Origin of the sequence: Mycobacterium simulans (assembly GCF_900232995.1) — a bacterium.
GTDB lineage: Bacteria > Actinomycetota > Actinomycetes > Mycobacteriales > Mycobacteriaceae > Mycobacterium > Mycobacterium simulans.
Window position 1 is genome coordinate 229,814 of record NZ_OCVX01000004.1, and the last position, 16,575, is coordinate 246,388.

The window sequence follows — 16,575 nt, forward strand, 5'->3', positions numbered from 1 at the left end:
AACCCGCGAGATAGCAATTCACCGGGGCACCACGGGGTCGCGTCCACAGCAGGTTTACTGAAGGTCAGCTAACTAGCTGGATCAGCTTTACCGATGTTGATAGCATCAAGCATCAATTCCAGCAAAGACGAATAGCCGAAGAGCGACTTAGCGAATACCATCACCCAATGCCCGATTTGCCACGCCATGAAAGTCCCCGGACTGCCGGCCCTGCTGGTCTTTCAACATCACCCGGGGTGCCAGCGCCGTGGCCGCCGGCACCAGCCATGCACATACACGCCCCTTCGCGCTGGCTCACATTCGTCGCGCTGGCCGTAGCGCTCGTCGCCGTGGCCGTAGCCATCGTTGGGTGGTTCCATCCCCAACTGCGCGCCGATCCGTCGCCGGCGCCCCCAGCTCCGGCGTTCACCGCGCAGCAAATCGCTGATGCAAAGGCCAACGTTTGCGCAGCCAATGAGTTGGTTCACGAAGCGGTCAGCATAAATACCAATCGCCAGGACCCAATTCCGGGCGATGAAACCGGCAGAATCGCTGTGGCCGCCCACGCCCGATTGGCGCTATTCGATGGCGGTGAATATCTCCTAAATCGTATTTATGGAGACCCCGCCACACCAACAGACTTAGCCAACGATGTCCGCACGCTCGCCAATACCCTTCAGCAACTCGCACTCAATTCTCTTGCAGACGCACCAAATTCTACTACGGGCCCATTACGTAAGGCCGTAGACGCTTCTTTTGCAAAAATAGACGGGTTATGCAAATGACCGATTACCCACCGGGGAAGTGGTCGCAAATCCTTGTGGGTAACGTATGGCCAGCGGGTTCAAACCTCAATATCTTAGCGAGTGCATCGACACATTTCAGCGCGACTGCGGCCGCATACCACCGTTTTCGGGACCAATTGAACCAGGCGCGGTCTGGCCCGTTAGGGGGCCAAGAAGGAATAACTGCTGACGATCTCCGGAGCACGTTCCATCGAGGCGAGAAGCAAGCTCTGGATGTCGCGGAAAAGAATGAGACTAAGCAGGCTGCCTGTGATCTTTCTTACAGCTCCGTCAGAGAATTACGAGCGGCGCTTACGACAGTCGCGGCAGACGGTAATTCTCAAATTGACGCCATCCTGGGTTCAAAAGATCTCCCAACGACAAAGATCGAGCGTGTCATCGACGTGGTGCTTAATTGCCAAACTCGCGCGAACGGAAATGCTGCGAACTGTGCTCAGAATATCATTAGCGCAATGCAAAACATTCTCAGCAGAGATGGTAGCGCCCGGTCCGCCTTACAATTCACCAAAGACCACGGTCTCGATATCGGACACATGTTTGGATCACCCAACAAGGACGCAATCCGTCAACAAGTGATGGCAGCTGTTGATCCGTCAAGCTCGTTGCATGGCACTGGAGAATCGGACGTCCTAAGACCCGAAAGCGGCAAATCCTTCAATCCTGAGAACGCTTCACTTACCGGCGCGCGCGACGCGCTGCCAGTCGTGACTGCAACCGGCAACCGCCGTATTGGTTCAATTCTTCAAACAGGACAGGCGGATGGCCTACCACGACCGGCTCCCGCGCCGTTGCCATCTCCCATACATCTAGGTAGCGAGGGCCCCATCTCGGTCGCGGGCACGATCCCACCGAGAGTTCCGGCGCCAGGTCTGTCTAACGTTTCAGCCCCGACACCTGTTGCGTCCGCCAACCTCTCCACCGGTATCACCCCATCCGAACTAATGCAAAGCTTCGATCACGGGATGCAAACAGGGACCCCGATGTCGGCAGCAACGCAAGCGCTAACCGGCGGCCCACTGAACGCAGTTGAGCCGCAACTGCAGACAAGCACGCCACACATCCCCGAGACAGCAGTCGCGCCGACACCGCCATCGACTGCACACGCGCCAGTGTTTGACGCTCCTCATCCGACCCATACTGCGGCCGCCGCACCCGTGCCGCCCCCAAGCGCCCCACCGAGCGAAGCAACCACGACTTACGTTGCGGGCCCTGTGGGCCCGGCAGCCCCGGCGCCCGCCGCCCTAGCGCCGGCCGGCCCAATGCCGTCCTACGGCGCCGACATCAGGCCACCAGCGCCGACAGCATCCGTACTGCCAACCACGCCAGCGGGCTCGACGCCAAGTGCATCAGCAGCGGCGCCGACCAGTTCCCCGGCCGGGACAGGTGGACTGGGCCAGCCCGCAGTAGTACGCCAGACTGCCGCTGCCCCAGCTGTGCCACAAACGCCCGCGGGAGTGACTGAACAGGCGGTCGCCGCTGCCAGCGGCGGTGCGGCAGCCGGGGCGGTTTCTGCCGCTGCGACCGCTGGCGCGAGGCTGCAGCGGCTCATAGATGCAGTCGCCCGTCAAGAACCCCGCCTACGATGGGCCGTCGGCGAACGAGCCGACGGCACAACCGTTCTCGTCACCGACCTGGCCAGCGGTTGGATACCACCTGACATCAACGTGCCGGTGGGCGTGCAACTGCTTGCACCAGCTCATCGCAGAGGCGATATCGAAGTGCTTCTTGGCGAGGTTAGTGCCGCGGCCAGCTACACACCCGTTCACTACCTGCCAGCCGAGGAAGAAGAACCCGTCGCGACCTCAACACGAGCACGTCACGTACCGGCGGTCGACGAACTCGGTTGGGAACTCGGCCAAGCCACAAAATGGCGCGACGAATTGCCTCGCCTAGCGCACACTCTTGCCAAAGCAGCATCAACCGGCACAGGAGTCCTCGACTCCGAATCCAAGTTGCTTCGCGAACACCTCGCCGAAGTCCGCGATCGGGTGTTGGACTCATATCCTGATCACGTCAACGCCAACCTCGTGGGAAATTGGCAGCTGCTCGGAGCCATCGACGCACTTGTCGGGGGTGACACGGCCGGCGCCCATTACCACTTCGCTTGGTTTCAAGCGCTGAGCCAAGCGACCACACCCGGGAGGCCCCAGTGAGCGGAGGCGATCAGCAGCTAAAGATAATCCTCGATCAGCTCGCCGCGCTGCTTGGACTACCTCCCCCACCGCCACTGACGCCGGCGCAAGTCGCCAATCCGGGGTCGGTCATCGACAACTTGCTCGCCGTATTGGGGGCAGCAACCAATGTCGGTATCCCCGGCGATATCGAGGCCGGTCAAGCTGGACAGGCCGAACGCGAAGCGAAGCTGAATGAAGCGCTCGCCAAATTCCCCGCGAATGAAGAACAGTCAGCCGCGCAGCTGGCCGGCGTCGGCAGTCAGGGCGACATGGCACAGATGCTGCAGCAAATGCCGCAGATGGCGTCTGGTGTCGCAGGTGGTATCGCCGGTGCCCTCGGCGGTGCGCTGCAACCGCTAAGTCAGATCCCGCAGCAACTCGCCCAAGCTGGTCAACAGGCCATGCAAACGGGCATGGGTCTTTTGCAGCAAGGCGCAAAGGCCGGCGAGGCCACACCTGGTGAATTGCTCAGCGCCGAAAGCGAATTCGGTGGCGGTGGCGGCGGAAGTGGGCTTGCCGGAACTGCAGGGGGCGCGGGTGGTGGTATCGACACCACACCGACCGCGATGCTCGGACCGCCGCCAACTCCATCGGCCGGTACCGTGCCGACCTCGTCGCACGTGACCTCGCCAGCTCCGACGGCTGCGCCGGAAGCGTCAACAGCGCCAAGGGGCGCCATGGGTGCGATGCCGATGATGCCGCCGGGTGCCATGCACGGGACCGGAGGGCCGAGCGACGCCAAACCCGAGACCAAACGCATCGTGGCGCCATCGGTTAAGAACGGCGCGCCAGTGCAGGGCCGTATCAGTACACCGCCACCCCTCCCACCTGCAGTGACTAAACACGTTGAAGGCAAGCCGGTCGTAACCAGGCGCATCCTGCTTCCGACTGAAAAAGGCGACGATAATTCCGACTCGAACCGCTAACGCTAGCCGCTGAGCCCACCGACCCCGCCTCGAGATCGAGTGTGAAGTCACGGCTTTCAGCGTGTGTCCAGGGCGGGATCCGGCCGGTTTTCGCGCCCAGAATTCACCCTCAAAGGCCAGGATTCACACCGGATCGACTCGCCAACCACCAGCCTGGGCTGAACCGCGAGCGCAAAGACATAACACCAACCCAATTGGCGCACATGACATTTCGCTCGCTAGGACGCCGGCACGACAATCAGGTCATGCGGCCGGTTGTTGACGGACACCGCCCCGTCATCCGTCACAACGACAATGTCCTCGATGCGCGCCCCCCAGCGGCCCGGAAAGTAGATGCCCGGCTCGATGGAAAACGCCATGCCCGCGGCCAGCGGCAGGTCGTTGCCCGCGACGATGAAGGGCTCTTCATGCACGCACAGCCCGATACCGTGCCCGGTGCGGTGCACAAAGTACTCCGCCAGCCCCGCATCGGCCAAGACCGCGCGGGCCGCAGCGTCGACCTCGGCGGCGGTCACGCCAGGACGAACCGCATCAAAGGCCGCGCGCTGCGCAAGATGCAATACCGAATATTGTTGCATCACTTCGGAACTAGGCTCGCCGATGCTGTAGGTCCGCGTGGAGTCGGAATGGTAGCCCGGCCCATATGTCCCACCGATGTCGACGACGACGATGTCGCCCACCCGCAGCTCACGATCGGAGTATCCGTGATGCGGGTCAGCGCCATGGGGACCCGATCCCACGATAATGAACGCAACCTCCGAATGCCCTTCGGCGACAATCGCTTCGGCGATATCCGCCGCGACGTCGGCCTCGGTTCGGCCCGGCACTAGAAACTCCGGCACCCGGGCATGCACCCGGTCGATCGCCGCGCCCGCCTTACGCAACGCATCGACCTCGGCAGCCTCCTTCACCATCCGCAGCTCGCGCATCACATCGGTGGCCAGAACCGGTGTCGCACCAAGCACATCGGCAAGCGGCAGCAAATGCAGCGCCGGCATCGAGTCAGTGACAGCGGCCCGCACACCACCCAAAACGCCAGAGACTAACTCATATGGATTTTCCCCGTCGACCCAATCCCGCACGGCCAGGTCCAGTTCCAGCGCAGCGGATTCCTTGAGCGAAGCCAGCTCCAGCCGCGGCAGCACCACAGTAGGCGAACCGGCCACAGGCACAACCAGCGCGGTGAGCCGCTCGAACGTCTCCGCCCGCGAGCCGATGAGGTAGCGCAAATCGTAGCCCGGGGTGATCACCAGGCCGTCCAGGCCGGCGGCACCGGTCGCGGCGGCCGCAGCGGCCAATCGGCGGGCATATACCTCGGCGTCGAATCGGCGAGAATCCATGCCAGCCAGGTTAATCGCGGCTCGTCGAGCGTCGACTTGATGTGCCGATTTTGCGAGATGGCCGACAACAAGTCGACGTTCGACACCGGGAAAAGATAGCCCGCATGCCCGCACCTGTACTGCTGCTCGACGGCGCCAGCATGTGGTTCCGCTCGTACTTCGGAGTGCCGTCCTCGATCACCGCTCCCGATGGTCGGCCGGTCAACGCCGTCCGAGGATTCATCGACTCGATGGCCGTCGTGATCACCCAGCAGCGGCCGAACCGGCTGGTTGTGTGCCTTGACCTGGATTGGCGGCCGCAGTTCCGGGTGGACCTCATCCCGTCATACAAGGCCCACCGGGTGGCCGAAGAAGCGCCCAAAGGACAACCCGACATCGAAGAAGTGCCCGACGAACTTACCCCGCAGGTCGACATGATCATGGAGCTGCTGGACGCCTTCGGGGTCCCGACGGCGGGCGCACCGGGCTTCGAGGCCGATGACGTGCTGGGCACATTAGCCGCGCAGGAACGCAGCAACCCGGTGGTCGTGGTCAGTGGGGACCGCGACCTGCTGCAGGTGGTTGCCGACGATCCCGTTCCCGTTCGGGTGCTCTACCTGGGCCGCGGGCTTTCCAAGGCCACCTTGTTCGGGCCCGCTGAGGTCGCCGAACTCTATGGGGTGCCGGTAGATCGGGCCGGTCCCGCCTACGCCGAACTCGCGCTATTGCGCGGTGATCCGTCCGACGGCCTACCGGGGGTGCCCGGTGTTGGTGAGAAGACGGCAGCCACCCTGCTGGCGCAGCACGGCTCGCTCGACGCGATCCTGGCCGCCGCCGAAGATCCGAAATCCAAGCTAGCCAAAGGACTACGCGCGAAGCTGCATGCCGCGAGGGACTATATCGAGGCCGCAGGACAGGTGGTGCGAGTAGCCACCAACGCGCCGGTCAAGCTATCGACGCGCACCGACAGATTGCCGCTGGCCGCCGCCGACCCAGCGCGCACCGCGGAGCTGGCCACCCAATTCGGCGTCGGGTCTTCGATTGCTCGACTCCAGAAGGCACTCGACGCGCTGCCGGCGTGAAATGCTATTGCGGTCGGCCGACCTCGTAGGTGCCCTTGTCGTCCTGGAAGGTCACCGTAACGTGCTTTGAGGCGCCATCGATGCTGACGGTGCAGTCGAAAGTGGCTCCCTTTTTGACGGTTGGGTCCGCGCCGTTGTTGCACTTGACGTCTTTGACGTTCTTCGCGCCGTAGCCGGTGGTCTCGTCGGTGAGGATCTGCTGCACGCCGGCGTTGGCCTTGTTGATGTCGAGTTTGGTGGTGACGAAAAACCCGGGCTGCCAGAACCCGGTGATCAGGATGCCTATGACGAAGAGCAGGACGATACCGCCGACCACACCGCCAATCACCGCCATGGAGCGCTTGGAGCCCTTGCCCCCCTGGTCATAGGGACTGACCTGCCCGGGGTACTGGCCGGGAGGAGCGTACTGCCCTGGCTGACCGTATTGGCCGGGCTGACCTGGCTGACCATACTGCGGTGGCTGGCCGTACTGTCCCGGCTGCTGATATTGCCCAAACTGCGGGGGCGCACCGTACTGCGTGGCCTGCGAACTGAAGTCGGGCTGCCCATAGGGAGGCGCCGACGGCGGGTACTGCTGCGGATACGCAGGGTCAGCTGGCTGCTGGTACTGCGGATACTCGCCCGGCGTATACGCCGGCGCGTGCCACGTCGCGTCCTGATTCGGCTGCTGCTGCCAGGGCGACCCAGCCATGGTCGGGTCCGAGGAATGGTCGCCCCCCTGGCCGGGCGGTTGCCAGCCCTGCCTCGGGTCTGATCCCTGCGGTCCGCTCATCGTTTCTCCTCAATCCGTCCTGATCACATTCGGCGATGTAACCGTAGCTCTGGCCCAGCCTACCCGGCGTCAACTGCGACGACGCCGCGCCGAATGTCATTGATAGCGCGCTTGGACGTCGCCCGCAGATCAGGGTCAGGTGCGGCATTGCGGACTTGGTCCAACAGGTCCAGCACCTGCCGGCACCAGCGCACGAAATCGCCTGCCGACAACGGCGAACCACTACCTGAGACGTCAGCAGCTGCCAACGCAGCCGCAAGGTCGCCCGTTCGCGCCCAGCGGTAGATAACGCTGACGAAGCCGTCGTCGGGTTCACGGCTCAGGCCGATCCGGTGCGTCTGCTCGTCGGCGCGCAGTGTCGTCGACAGCCGCGCCGTCTGATTCAACGCCTGCCGTAACCGGGGTGTGGGTACATCGGCGGCAAACGGAGCACTGGGCCCGTCCCCGCCGCGCGACTCGTAGAGCACCGCCGAGACCACCGCCGCCAGCTCAGGCGGTTTCAAATCAGCCCACGCGCCGGTGCGTAGGCACTCGGCGACCAAGAGGTCGCTCTCGCTGTAAATCCGCGCCAGTAGCCGGCCGTCGTCGGTGACCGTGGGATCCGTGACAGGGCCTTGGATGAAGTCCCGCTCGGTGAGCAGTCCGACGATCCGATCGAACGTTCTGGCCAGCGAATTGGTGGCGGCTTTGACTTTCTTCTCCAGCTGCGTGTTGTCTCGTTCAATGCGCAAGTAGCGCTCGGCCTGGCGCATCTGCGTCTCCCGACCGGGGACGCTGTGCGCGGGATGACGGCGCAGTTGTTCCCGCAACGACGCCAGCTCCGGATCGTGAAACGCGGCCTCCTTGTCGCGGCGTGGGGCCGGAAGCACGAGTCCCGCGGCCGCCGAGCGCAGCGCCGAGGCCAGATCTCGCCGGACCCGCGGCTGGCGGTGTTCGACCCGCTTGGGCAGCGTCATCGACCCGACCGGCGGCGTCGCACCCGAGTAATCGGCCGACGAAATCCGGCCCGCCCATCGGTGTTCGGTCAGCACCAACGGCCGCGGATCCGAGGCGTCGCGCGCGGATTCCAGAACCACCGCAAGCCCGCCACGGCGGCCGTGGGTAATGGTAATGATGTCGCCCCGGCGCAGCGCAGCCAGAGCGTCGCTGGCGGCCTGCCGTCGCTGCAGCCGAGAAGCGCGGGCCTGCGAACGCTCCAGCTCGGAAATCTGCGCCCGCAGCCGGGCGTATTCGAGGATCGGCGCGTCTGGCCCGCCGAGCTCGGCGGCGATATCGGCCAGCATCCTGTTGCCCCGTTCAATACCTCGAACCGACCCAACGACGGACCGGTCGGCCTGATACTGAGCGAACGACTGCTCCAACAGCCGGTGCGCCAGTTCCGGTCCCATCCGTTGCACCAGGTTGATCGTCATGTTGTACGACGGGGCAAACGAGCTGCGCAGCGGGAAGGTGCGGGTGGAGGCCAGCCCGGCCACCTCAGATGGCTCGATATCGGGATGCCAGAGCACGACGGCGTGACCCTCGATATCGATGCCCCGCCTGCCGGCACGCCCGGTCAGCTGCGTGTACTCCCCCGGCGTCAGCGGAACGTGCTGCTCGCCGTTGAACTTCACCAGCCGCTCCAACACCACCGTGCGGGCCGGCATGTTGATGCCGAGCGCCAAGGTTTCGGTGGCGAAAACCGCCTTGACCAGACCCGCTGCGAACAGCTCCTCGACGGTGTGCCGAAATGCCGGCAGCATCCCGGCGTGGTGCGCGGCCAGACCCCGCAGCAAACCCTCCCGCCATTCGTAGTACCCGAGCACCGCCAGGTCGGAGTCCGCAAGGTCCCCACACCGGTGGTCGATGACTTCTGCGATCTGCGCGCGCTCCTCTTCAGTGGTCAGCCGCAGCGGGGATCGCAGGCACTGGGCGACCGCGGCGTCACAGCCGGCGCGGGAGAACACGAAGGTGATCGCCGGCAACAGCCCTTGCGCATCCAGTGCTGCGATCACCTCAGCTCGCCCTGGTGGCCGGTAGAACCTGGGTCGTCCTTGACCTCCACGTCCACGACGCGGCTGCCAGTCCGCCATCCTGTCGGCCTCGCGGCGATGTGCGATGTGGCGTAGTAGATCCGGGTTGACGTGCGAGTCGTCGAACAAATCAAAGAGGCGCTTGCCCACCAAGACGTGTTGCCATAGCGGCACCGGCCGATGCTCGTCGACCACCACCGTCGTGTCGCCCCGCACGGTCTGAATCCAGCCGCCGAACTCCTCGGCGTTGCTCACCGTCGCCGACAGGCTGACCACCCGCACTTCGTCGGGCAGGTGCAGGATCACCTCCTCCCATACCGGACCCCGCATCCTGTCGGCCAGGAAATGCACCTCGTCCATCACTACATACGAAAGTCCTCGCAGTGCAGGCGAATCGGCGTAGAGCATGTTGCGCAGCACCTCGGTGGTCATCACCACGACGGGTGCGTCGGCGTTGACCGACAGGTCACCGGTCAGCAACCCGATCCGGTCGCGGCCATAGCGTGCCGTCAGATCCGTGTGCTTCTGGTTGCTCAACGCCTTCAGCGGGGTGGTGTAGAAGCATTTGCCGCCGAACGCCAGCGCCAGGTGCACGGCGAATTCGCCGACCACGGTTTTTCCGGCACCGGTTGGCGCGCAGACCAGCACACCGTGACCGCGTTCGAGCGCGGCGCCGGCCCGCCGTTGAAATTCGTCGAGCGAGAAGGGCAGTTCGGCGCTGAACCGCGCCAGCTGAGGCAGGTCGGTCACTCCGCCGACCTATCCCGCGAAAGCGCGCAAATGTACGTCAATATCGGCGTGTCGTCGTACCAACACGCACGTTCGCGCAAAGAGAATCTAGGTGACGTCGTCATGGGGTCCGCCGATGACCGACGGCGCCGGTATCGGCGAAGGCGGCTCAAGGACGGATGCTTCGTCATCAGGAATTGCGGCTTCGCGCTTAGCCTTTCGCTTGTCGTGTACCCGAGCGATCTGAATGGCGAACTCAAGCAGCACCGTCAGCGCCACCCCGAGAGCGGTCATCGAAAACGGGTCGGACCCTGGCGTGAACACCGCTGCGAAGACGAACATCGCGAAAATCAGGCCGCGACGCCACGACTTGAGCCGCTGATAGGTCAGCATGCCGACCATGTTGAGCATCACGATCAACAGCGGGAATTCGAAGCTGACGCCGAACACCACCAACAAATTGATCAGGAACCCGAAATACCGGTCGCCGGAAAGCGCGGTCACCTGCACATCGCTGCCAACCGTCAACAGAAAACCAAGTGCTTTGGACAGCACCAGGTAGGCCAGCGCGGCACCGGCGGCGAACAGGATCGCCGCCGGGATCACGAACGCCACCGCGAAGCGGCGCTCCTTCTTGTACAGACCGGGCGTGATGAATGCCCACAGCTGGTAAAACCAAACCGGACAGGCCAGTACGATCCCGGCCGTCATTCCCACTTTGAGCCGCAGCATGAATTGGTCGAACGGCGCGGTGGCCAGCAACCGGCACTGCCCGTCAGCGCTGATATCCGCGCGCGCCGACTGCGGCAGCGCGCAGTAGGGATGCCGCAACCATTCGCCGAGACTCTCCAGCCCGAAGATCGAATGCGAATACCAGATAAACCCGAAAATCGTGGTGCCCAGGATTGCGGCCAGCGAGATCAGCAGCCGGGTGCGAAGCTCCGTCAGGTGGTCGACCAACGACATCGTCGCGTCAGGATTGACACGGCTGCGCCTGTTACGAGGGTTGAGCCGTTTGAGTAGACCGAAGGCGCGCGCTGAGACCCGAGAACCGTTCACGACATTCGGTCAAGCGATATCGGACTACGCCGGACGCGCCTCGGTGTGACCGGGCTCTGTAGTGGCCGGCGGGTCGACACGCTGCGACTGAACCGGTGTGGGGCTCTCAATCGACGCTTCGGCCTTGTTCTCGTTCTGCATTTCGCGGACCTCGGACTTAAAGATTCGCAACGACTTGCCCAACGAGCGCGCCGCATCGGGGAGCTTCTTGGCACCGAACAGCACGATCACCACTACAGCGAGGATCGCCCAATGCCACGGACTAAGACTGCCCACTTTGATTACCTCCAGACGTTCTCCCGATGCTACCGCAGCAGAGCCGAGTGCCGGTGTGTCCGCGCCGCGACGTGCTGCAGGGTCCACGACTCACGCCTGCTCAACAGCCTGATAAGCCTCCAATGCGGCGGCGGCGGCATCGCGTATCCGCCGCGCGAGCGATTCCGGCGCCAGCACCTGTACATCCGGACCGAAGCCCAGCACCAAGCGCGCCATCCAGTCCTCGGTGGCGTAGGTCATGGTTGCCTCCCAGGAGCCGTCGGGCAGCTCGCGTACCTCCCGCATCGGGTAGTAGTCGAACATCCACGACGCCGACGGCGCGATGCGCAGCGTCGCGGACGGCAGTGACGGATCCCCGTCGAACAGCGAGGTGTCGGGCGGCGCCTGCACCGCCGGTTCCGGCGGCACGGCCGGCTCCCCCCGTTCGACGGCGTCGACGATCCGGTCGAAGCGGAACAGCCGAACGCCTTCGGCCTCGCGTGACCACGCCTCCAAGTAGCTGTGGCCGCCGATCAACAGCACCCGGATCGGGTCCACTGTCCGTCTGGTCAGCGTGTCGTGTGACGCGGAGTAGTAGTCGATGGTTAGCGCACGTTTATCGCGCACCGCGGCGCGCACCACGGCCGCGGCCCGGCTCTCGGCCGGAGCCTGCTCGTCGAGGGCTGCCGCCACCGTGGTGTCGTGCCCGGCGGCACCCGCGGCGGCCGCGATCTTGGCGATCGCGCTGCGCGCCGCCCGCGGATCGACGACGCCCGGGATGTCGCCCAGGGCTCGTAGCGCGACCAGCAGCCCGGTGGCCTCGGGCGATGTGAGCTTGAGCGGCCGATCGATGCCCGCCGAGAACGTCACCTCGATGGTGTCGCCGGTGAATTCGAAATCGATGAGATCACCAGGGTCGTAACCCGGCAAGCCGCACATCCACAGCTGATTGAGGTCCTCCTCAAGCTGTTTGGCTGATACACCGAGTTCCGCGGCGGCCTCGGCACGGGTGATCCGCGGGTTGGCCTCGAAGTACGGCACCATGTTGAGCAGCCGAACCAGGCGAGTCGAAACGGGTGTCATCTCAGGCCCGCCTGGGCGCGCAACCGGGCCAACACATCGTCGCGCAGAGACCGCGGCTCCAACACGATCGCGTCGGCTCCGTAGCCGGCGATGTCCCGTGCCACGCGGTTGCTGGTTACGACGTCGAGCTCAATCACCTCGCCGTCGCGACCGGCTAGTTGCAGAGGCCTGACGGACCTGCCGGCGCGACGCAGCGCGGTGGCCCGCCCCTCGGCGACCCAAACCGTGGCCTGGATACCCGTCGGCGCGTCGCTGACGGTCTGTGCCACGATCGTGCGCAGGTCCACGCCGTCGGGCACGGTAACCACCCCAGGCGGGCCGATCGGTGTGACATCCGCGCCGATCCGCGATAGCCGGAAGGTTCGGGTGGCGCCGCGGTCGCGGTCGTGGCCGACGAGATACCAACGACCCTTCTCGGTGACCACCCCCCACGGTTCGACGGTGCGGGTGGTATACGGCTCGGCGCGCGATGAACGGTGCGGGAATTGCACCGCCTGCCGGGAATCGATGGCGGACAACAGGATTCCGAGGACGTCTTCGGAGCCGCGCAAACCCGGCACGCCGGCCGCGGACGCGATCGCCACCGGGGCGTCAGGATCGACGTCTACTCCGGCGGCCCGCAGCTTAAGCAGCGCACCCTGCGTCGCGGTGATCAATTCGGGCGACTCCCACAGCTGGGTGGCCACTGCTACCGCGGCCGCCTCGTCGGGCGTCAGCTCCACGGGAGGCAACGCGTAGGCGTCGCGATTGATGCGGTAGCCCTCGGTGGGGTCCAGGTTGGATACCCTGCCGACTTCGAGCGGGATGCCGAGGTCACGCAGCTCGTTCTTGTCGCGCTCGAACATCCGGGAGAATGCCTCAGCGCTGGGGCTGTCCGCATAGCCCGCCACGCTGGACCTGATCTTTTCGGCAGTGATGTAACCGCGGGTGGACAGCAACGCGATGACGAGATTTACCAGCCGTTCGACTTTCGAGGTCGCCATTCGTCAAGCGTCACATACTCGCGATCAGCCGTTTGACTCGCTCGTCGACCGCACGGAATGGGTCTTTGCACAACACCGTGCGCTGTGCTTGGTCGTTCAGCTTGAGATGCACCCAGTCGACGGTGAAATCGCGGCCCGCGGCCTGCGCGGCGCTGATGAACTCACCACGCAACCTGGCGCGGGTGGTCTGCGGCGGACGGTCGACCGCGTCGGCGATTTCTTCGTCGGTGGTGACGCGCGCCGCCAAGCCCTTGCGCTGCAGCAGATCGAAGACGCCGCGCCCGCGTTTGATGTCGTGGTAGGCCAGATCCAGCTGGGCGATCTTTGGGTCGGACAACTCCATGTTGTAGCGGTCCTGATAACGCTGGAACAGCTTGCGCTTGATCACCCAGTCGATCTCGGTGTCGACCTTGGCGAAATCCTGGCTCTCGACGGCGTCAAGCTGGCGACCCCACAGGTCGACGACCTGCTCGATCTGCGCGTTGGGCTCGCGGGTCTGCAGGTGCTCGACGGCGCGGGTGTAGTACTCCCGCTGGATGTCCAGCGCGCTGGCCTGACGCCCGCCGGCCAGCCGGACCGGCCGCCGGCCGGTGACGTCGTGGCTGACCTCGCGGATGGCGCGGATCGGGTTGTCCAGGGAAAAGTCGCGGAACGCCACCCCCGATTCGATCATTTCCAGCACCAACGCCGCCGTGCCCACCTTGAGCATGGTGGTGGTCTCGCACATGTTCGAGTCGCCGACTATGACGTGCAGCCGCCGGTACTTCTCGGCGTCGGCGTGCGGCTCGTCGCGAGTGTTGATGATCGGCCGGCTGCGGGTGGTCGCCGAGGAAACGCCTTCCCAAATGTGCTCGGCACGTTGGCTCAAGCAGAAGGTTGCCGCCTTGGGGGTCTGCAGCACCTTGCCGGCCCCGCAGATCAGCTGGCGGGTGACCAGAAACGGCAGCAGCACGTCGGAGATCCGGGAGAACTCGCCGGCCCGCACGATCAGGTAGTTCTCGTGGCAGCCGTAGGAGTTGCCCGCGGAGTCGGTGTTGTTCTTGAACAGGTAGATATCGCCGCCGATGCCTTCGTCGGCAAGCCGCTGCTCGGCGTCGATGAGCAGGTCTTCGAGCACCCATTCGCCGGCCCGGTCGTGGGTGACCAGCTGCACCAGGCTGTCGCATTCGGCGGTGGCGTACTCGGGATGACTGCCCACGTCAAGGTAGAGGCGGGCCCCGTTACGCAAGAAAACATTTGAGCTGCGGCCCCAGGACACCACCCGCCGGAACAGGTAGCGGGCCACCTCGTCCGGGGATAGCCGTCGATGGCCGTGGAACGTGCAGGTGACACCGAACTCGGTCTCGATGCCCATGATTCGACGCTGCACATATCGAGAGTACTTGTTGTCCGACCACGACGGTGCTCGACCGCGCCCGCAGAAGGATTGCGGTTTCGCGTCAGCGCGCCAACCGCATCCGGCAGGAAAATCGAAAATGCACACATATCTGCCGCAGCGTCAATAAGATTCGTCGCTGGCGACGTCCGTCTCCGATCGGGCACGAGCGGAACGTCGCACGTTGAACGCAAGGGAAAACGGAGGGAAAATGTCGTTTCTTATTGCAATGCCCGAGATGGTTTCTTCGGCTGCCGCGGATCTGGCGGGTATCGGCTCGGCGCTCGGAGCTGCCAACACGGCCGCGGCAGCCGCGACCACAGGGGTGCTGCCGGCGGCCGCGGACGAAGTGTCGGAAGCCATCGCCGCGTTGTTCGGCAGCCATGCGCAGACCTATCAGGCGCTCAGTGCCCAGGCCGCGGCGTTCCATGAGCGATTTGTGCAGATCCTCAGCACGAGCGCGGGCAGCTATACGGCCGCTGAATCGACCAACGCCGAGCAAGCTTTACTGAATGCGATCAACGCACCCACCCTCGCGTTCCTGGGGCGCCCGCTAATCGGCGACGGCGCCAATGGTGCCCCCGGCAGCGGCGCCAACGGCGGGGCCGGCGGGCTGCTGTGGGGTAACGGCGGCAATGGTGGCTCAGGCGCGTCCGGCCAGGCGGGCGGCAACGGCGGCAGCGCCGGACTGTTCGGGAACGGTGGTGCCGGTGGAGCGGGCGGAGCGGGAGCGGTCGGCGGCCGGGGCGGCGACGGCGGCTGGCTGAACGGCAACGGCGGGATTGGTGGCCAAGGCGGCACGGCCACGGCCGGCATTAACGGCGGCATTGCCGGGCGCGGCGGTGATGGCGGTAACGCCATGTTGTTCGGCACTGGGGGTGCTGGCGGCCAAGGCGGCACTGGTCTGGCCGGGGCAGCCGGCGTCAACCCTGTCGTTGGCGGGACGGCCGCGACCGGCAGCAACGGCACCAGCATCAGCACCGATGGCAATGCCGTGGGGCTCAACGGCGGCGACGGCGCTGATGGCGGTCTCGGCGCTACCGGCGGCACCGGCGGTACCGGCGGCAACGTGATCACCGGCGACGGCAATGCAACTGGCGGCAATGGCGGCACGGGCGGCGCCGGCGGCAACGGGGGCGCCGGCGGCAGTGGCGGAGGCGCCGTCGCATCCGCGGGTGATGCGACGGGGGGTGCCGGCGGGAATGGGACCAACGGCGCAGCCCCCGGCGGTGCGGGCGGCGCTGGCGGCGCGGGCGGAGTGGCCGCCAGCAACACCAATGGTTTTGCGGGGGCTGGCGGCACGGGCGGCGACGGCGGCACAGGAATGTCCGGTGGCGCGGGCGGCACGGGCGGCGCTGGCGGTAACGGCGGGCGCGGCGGCCTGCTGGTCGGTACCGGCGGGGCCGGTGGTGTCGGTGGTGTCGGCGGCGCCGGCGGCATTGGAGCCGATGGCGGTGTGGGCGGCGCCGGCGGTGGCGGTGGGATCGCCAATAGCAGCGGGTCTGGGACCGCCGCCGGGGGTGAGGGCGGCCTCGGCGGTACCGGCGGAACCGGCGGCACGGGTGGCACCGGCGGCGCCGGCGGTGCCGGTGGTAATGGCGGCGCCGGCGGGTTGATTGGCAATGGCGGCGCTGGCGGCAATGCCGGCGTCGGAGGCCGTGGCGGCACCGGCGGCAACGGCGGTCTTGGCGGTCACGGCGGCGCCGGCGGTGACGCCGTCAGCGACACCAGTACCTTCACCTTCGGCGGCAACGCCGGCAATGGGGGCAATGGTGGCGTCGGCGGTAGCGGCGGCAACGGCGGCGGCAGCGGCACCGGCGGCCTGGGCGGCTCCGGTGGGCTGCTGTTCGGCCAGGCCGGCACAAACGGCACCGCGGGCCAGGGTGGAACCGGCGGCACCGGAGGCAGCGGGGTCAGCGGCGGAGACGCCGGCACGGTAGGCGGTGGGGCCACCCCCGGAAAAGCCGGCCAAACCGGAACAGAGGGGGCCGACGGCTTGTCCGGTCAGGATGGTTAGCCCG

General features: G+C 65.6%; 13 protein-coding genes. 5 read left to right on the top strand and 8 right to left on the bottom strand.

All coding sequences use genetic code 11. The annotated features are described in order from the left end of the window. Positions 1 to 329 precede the first annotated feature (329 nt). From MSIMFI_RS17205 to MSIMFI_RS17215, 3 genes are all read left to right on the top strand, one after another. Complete coding sequence (locus MSIMFI_RS17205; protein ID WP_224770299.1) at positions 330 to 764, top strand: hypothetical protein; 435 nt, start codon at positions 330 to 332, stop codon at positions 762 to 764. Positions 765 to 2,239: 1,475 nt separating this feature from the next. Next, positions 2,240 to 2,938, top strand: a complete 699-nt coding sequence (locus MSIMFI_RS17210) for a DUF5632 domain-containing protein (protein ID WP_191498372.1) — start codon at positions 2,240 to 2,242, stop codon at positions 2,936 to 2,938. Then, entirely contained in the window at positions 2,935 to 3,885 is a 951-nt protein-coding gene (locus MSIMFI_RS17215; protein ID WP_224770300.1) for a hypothetical protein, read from the top strand. Before MSIMFI_RS17210 ends, MSIMFI_RS17215 begins: the two co-directional genes overlap by 4 nt. Before the next feature lie 218 nt (positions 3,886 to 4,103). On the opposite strand, the gene MSIMFI_RS17220 is transcribed toward MSIMFI_RS17215, so the two are convergent. Continuing rightward, positions 4,104 to 5,225 carry a M24 family metallopeptidase gene (locus MSIMFI_RS17220; RefSeq protein ID WP_191498373.1) on the bottom strand — a complete coding sequence of 374 codons (1,122 nt, stop codon included), beginning with the start codon at positions 5,223 to 5,225 and terminating at the stop codon, positions 4,104 to 4,106. 104 nt (positions 5,226 to 5,329) lie between these two features. On the opposite strand from MSIMFI_RS17220, the gene MSIMFI_RS17225 reads away from it, so the two are divergent. After that, positions 5,330 to 6,286: a 5'-3' exonuclease gene (locus MSIMFI_RS17225; protein ID WP_191498374.1), complete on the top strand. Its 957-nt coding sequence runs from the start codon at positions 5,330 to 5,332 to the stop codon at positions 6,284 to 6,286. Positions 6,287 to 6,290: 4 nt separating this feature from the next. On the opposite strand, the gene MSIMFI_RS17230 is transcribed toward MSIMFI_RS17225, so the two are convergent. The 7 genes from MSIMFI_RS17230 to pafA all read right to left on the bottom strand — a co-directional run bounded on the left by MSIMFI_RS17230 (position 6,291) and on the right by pafA (position 14,548). Beyond that, a complete protein-coding gene (locus tag MSIMFI_RS17230) occupies positions 6,291 to 7,058 on the bottom strand; it encodes a DUF4333 domain-containing protein (protein WP_186243553.1) in 768 nt (255 codons plus the stop codon). 59 nt (positions 7,059 to 7,117) lie between these two features. Continuing rightward, positions 7,118 to 9,820 (bottom strand): DEAD/DEAH box helicase, encoded by a 2,703-nt coding sequence (locus MSIMFI_RS17235; protein ID WP_191498375.1) that lies wholly within the window; start codon positions 9,818 to 9,820, stop codon positions 7,118 to 7,120. An 87-nt stretch (positions 9,821 to 9,907) separates the two neighbouring features. Further along, entirely contained in the window at positions 9,908 to 10,765 is an 858-nt protein-coding gene (gene tatC / locus MSIMFI_RS17240) for a twin-arginine translocase subunit TatC (RefSeq protein WP_396820309.1), read from the bottom strand. A gap of 117 nt (positions 10,766 to 10,882) precedes the next feature. Then, positions 10,883 to 11,134, bottom strand: a complete 252-nt coding sequence (gene tatA / locus MSIMFI_RS17245) for a Sec-independent protein translocase subunit TatA (RefSeq protein WP_186243556.1) — start codon at positions 11,132 to 11,134, stop codon at positions 10,883 to 10,885. Positions 11,135 to 11,224: 90 nt separating this feature from the next. After that, positions 11,225 to 12,196, bottom strand: coding sequence for a helix-turn-helix transcriptional regulator (locus MSIMFI_RS17250; protein ID WP_191498377.1), 972 nt, complete (start codon positions 12,194 to 12,196; stop codon positions 11,225 to 11,227). After that, complete coding sequence (locus tag MSIMFI_RS17255) at positions 12,193 to 13,179, bottom strand: helix-turn-helix transcriptional regulator (protein WP_191498378.1); 987 nt, start codon at positions 13,177 to 13,179, stop codon at positions 12,193 to 12,195. The genes MSIMFI_RS17250 and MSIMFI_RS17255 overlap by 4 nt, the downstream gene beginning before the upstream one ends. Positions 13,180 to 13,189: 10 nt before the next feature. After that, entirely contained in the window at positions 13,190 to 14,548 is a 1,359-nt protein-coding gene (pafA, locus tag MSIMFI_RS17260) for a Pup--protein ligase (protein ID WP_139828749.1), read from the bottom strand. A gap of 217 nt (positions 14,549 to 14,765) precedes the next feature. On the opposite strand from pafA, the gene MSIMFI_RS17265 reads away from it, so the two are divergent. After that, complete coding sequence (locus MSIMFI_RS17265; protein WP_191498379.1) at positions 14,766 to 16,571, top strand: PE family protein; 1,806 nt, start codon at positions 14,766 to 14,768, stop codon at positions 16,569 to 16,571. Positions 16,572 to 16,575: the final 4 nt, after the last annotated feature.

Excerpts from the sequence above, each read along its gene's own strand:
- tatC (WP_396820309.1), bottom strand. The coding sequence starts at position 10,765 with ATGTCGTTGGTCGACCACCTGACGGAGCTTCGCACCCGGCTGCTGATC.
- MSIMFI_RS17225 (WP_191498374.1), top strand. The coding sequence starts at position 5,330 with ATGCCCGCACCTGTACTGCTGCTCGACGGCGCCAGCATGTGGTTCCGC.
- MSIMFI_RS17250 (WP_191498377.1), bottom strand. The coding sequence starts at position 12,196 with ATGACACCCGTTTCGACTCGCCTGGTTCGGCTGCTCAACATGGTGCCG.
- MSIMFI_RS17230 (WP_186243553.1), bottom strand. The coding sequence starts at position 7,058 with ATGAGCGGACCGCAGGGATCAGACCCGAGGCAGGGCTGGCAACCGCCC.
- MSIMFI_RS17220 (WP_191498373.1), bottom strand. The coding sequence starts at position 5,225 with ATGGATTCTCGCCGATTCGACGCCGAGGTATATGCCCGCCGATTGGCC.
- MSIMFI_RS17255 (WP_191498378.1), bottom strand. The coding sequence starts at position 13,179 with ATGGCGACCTCGAAAGTCGAACGGCTGGTAAATCTCGTCATCGCGTTG.
- MSIMFI_RS17265 (WP_191498379.1), top strand. The coding sequence starts at position 14,766 with ATGTCGTTTCTTATTGCAATGCCCGAGATGGTTTCTTCGGCTGCCGCG.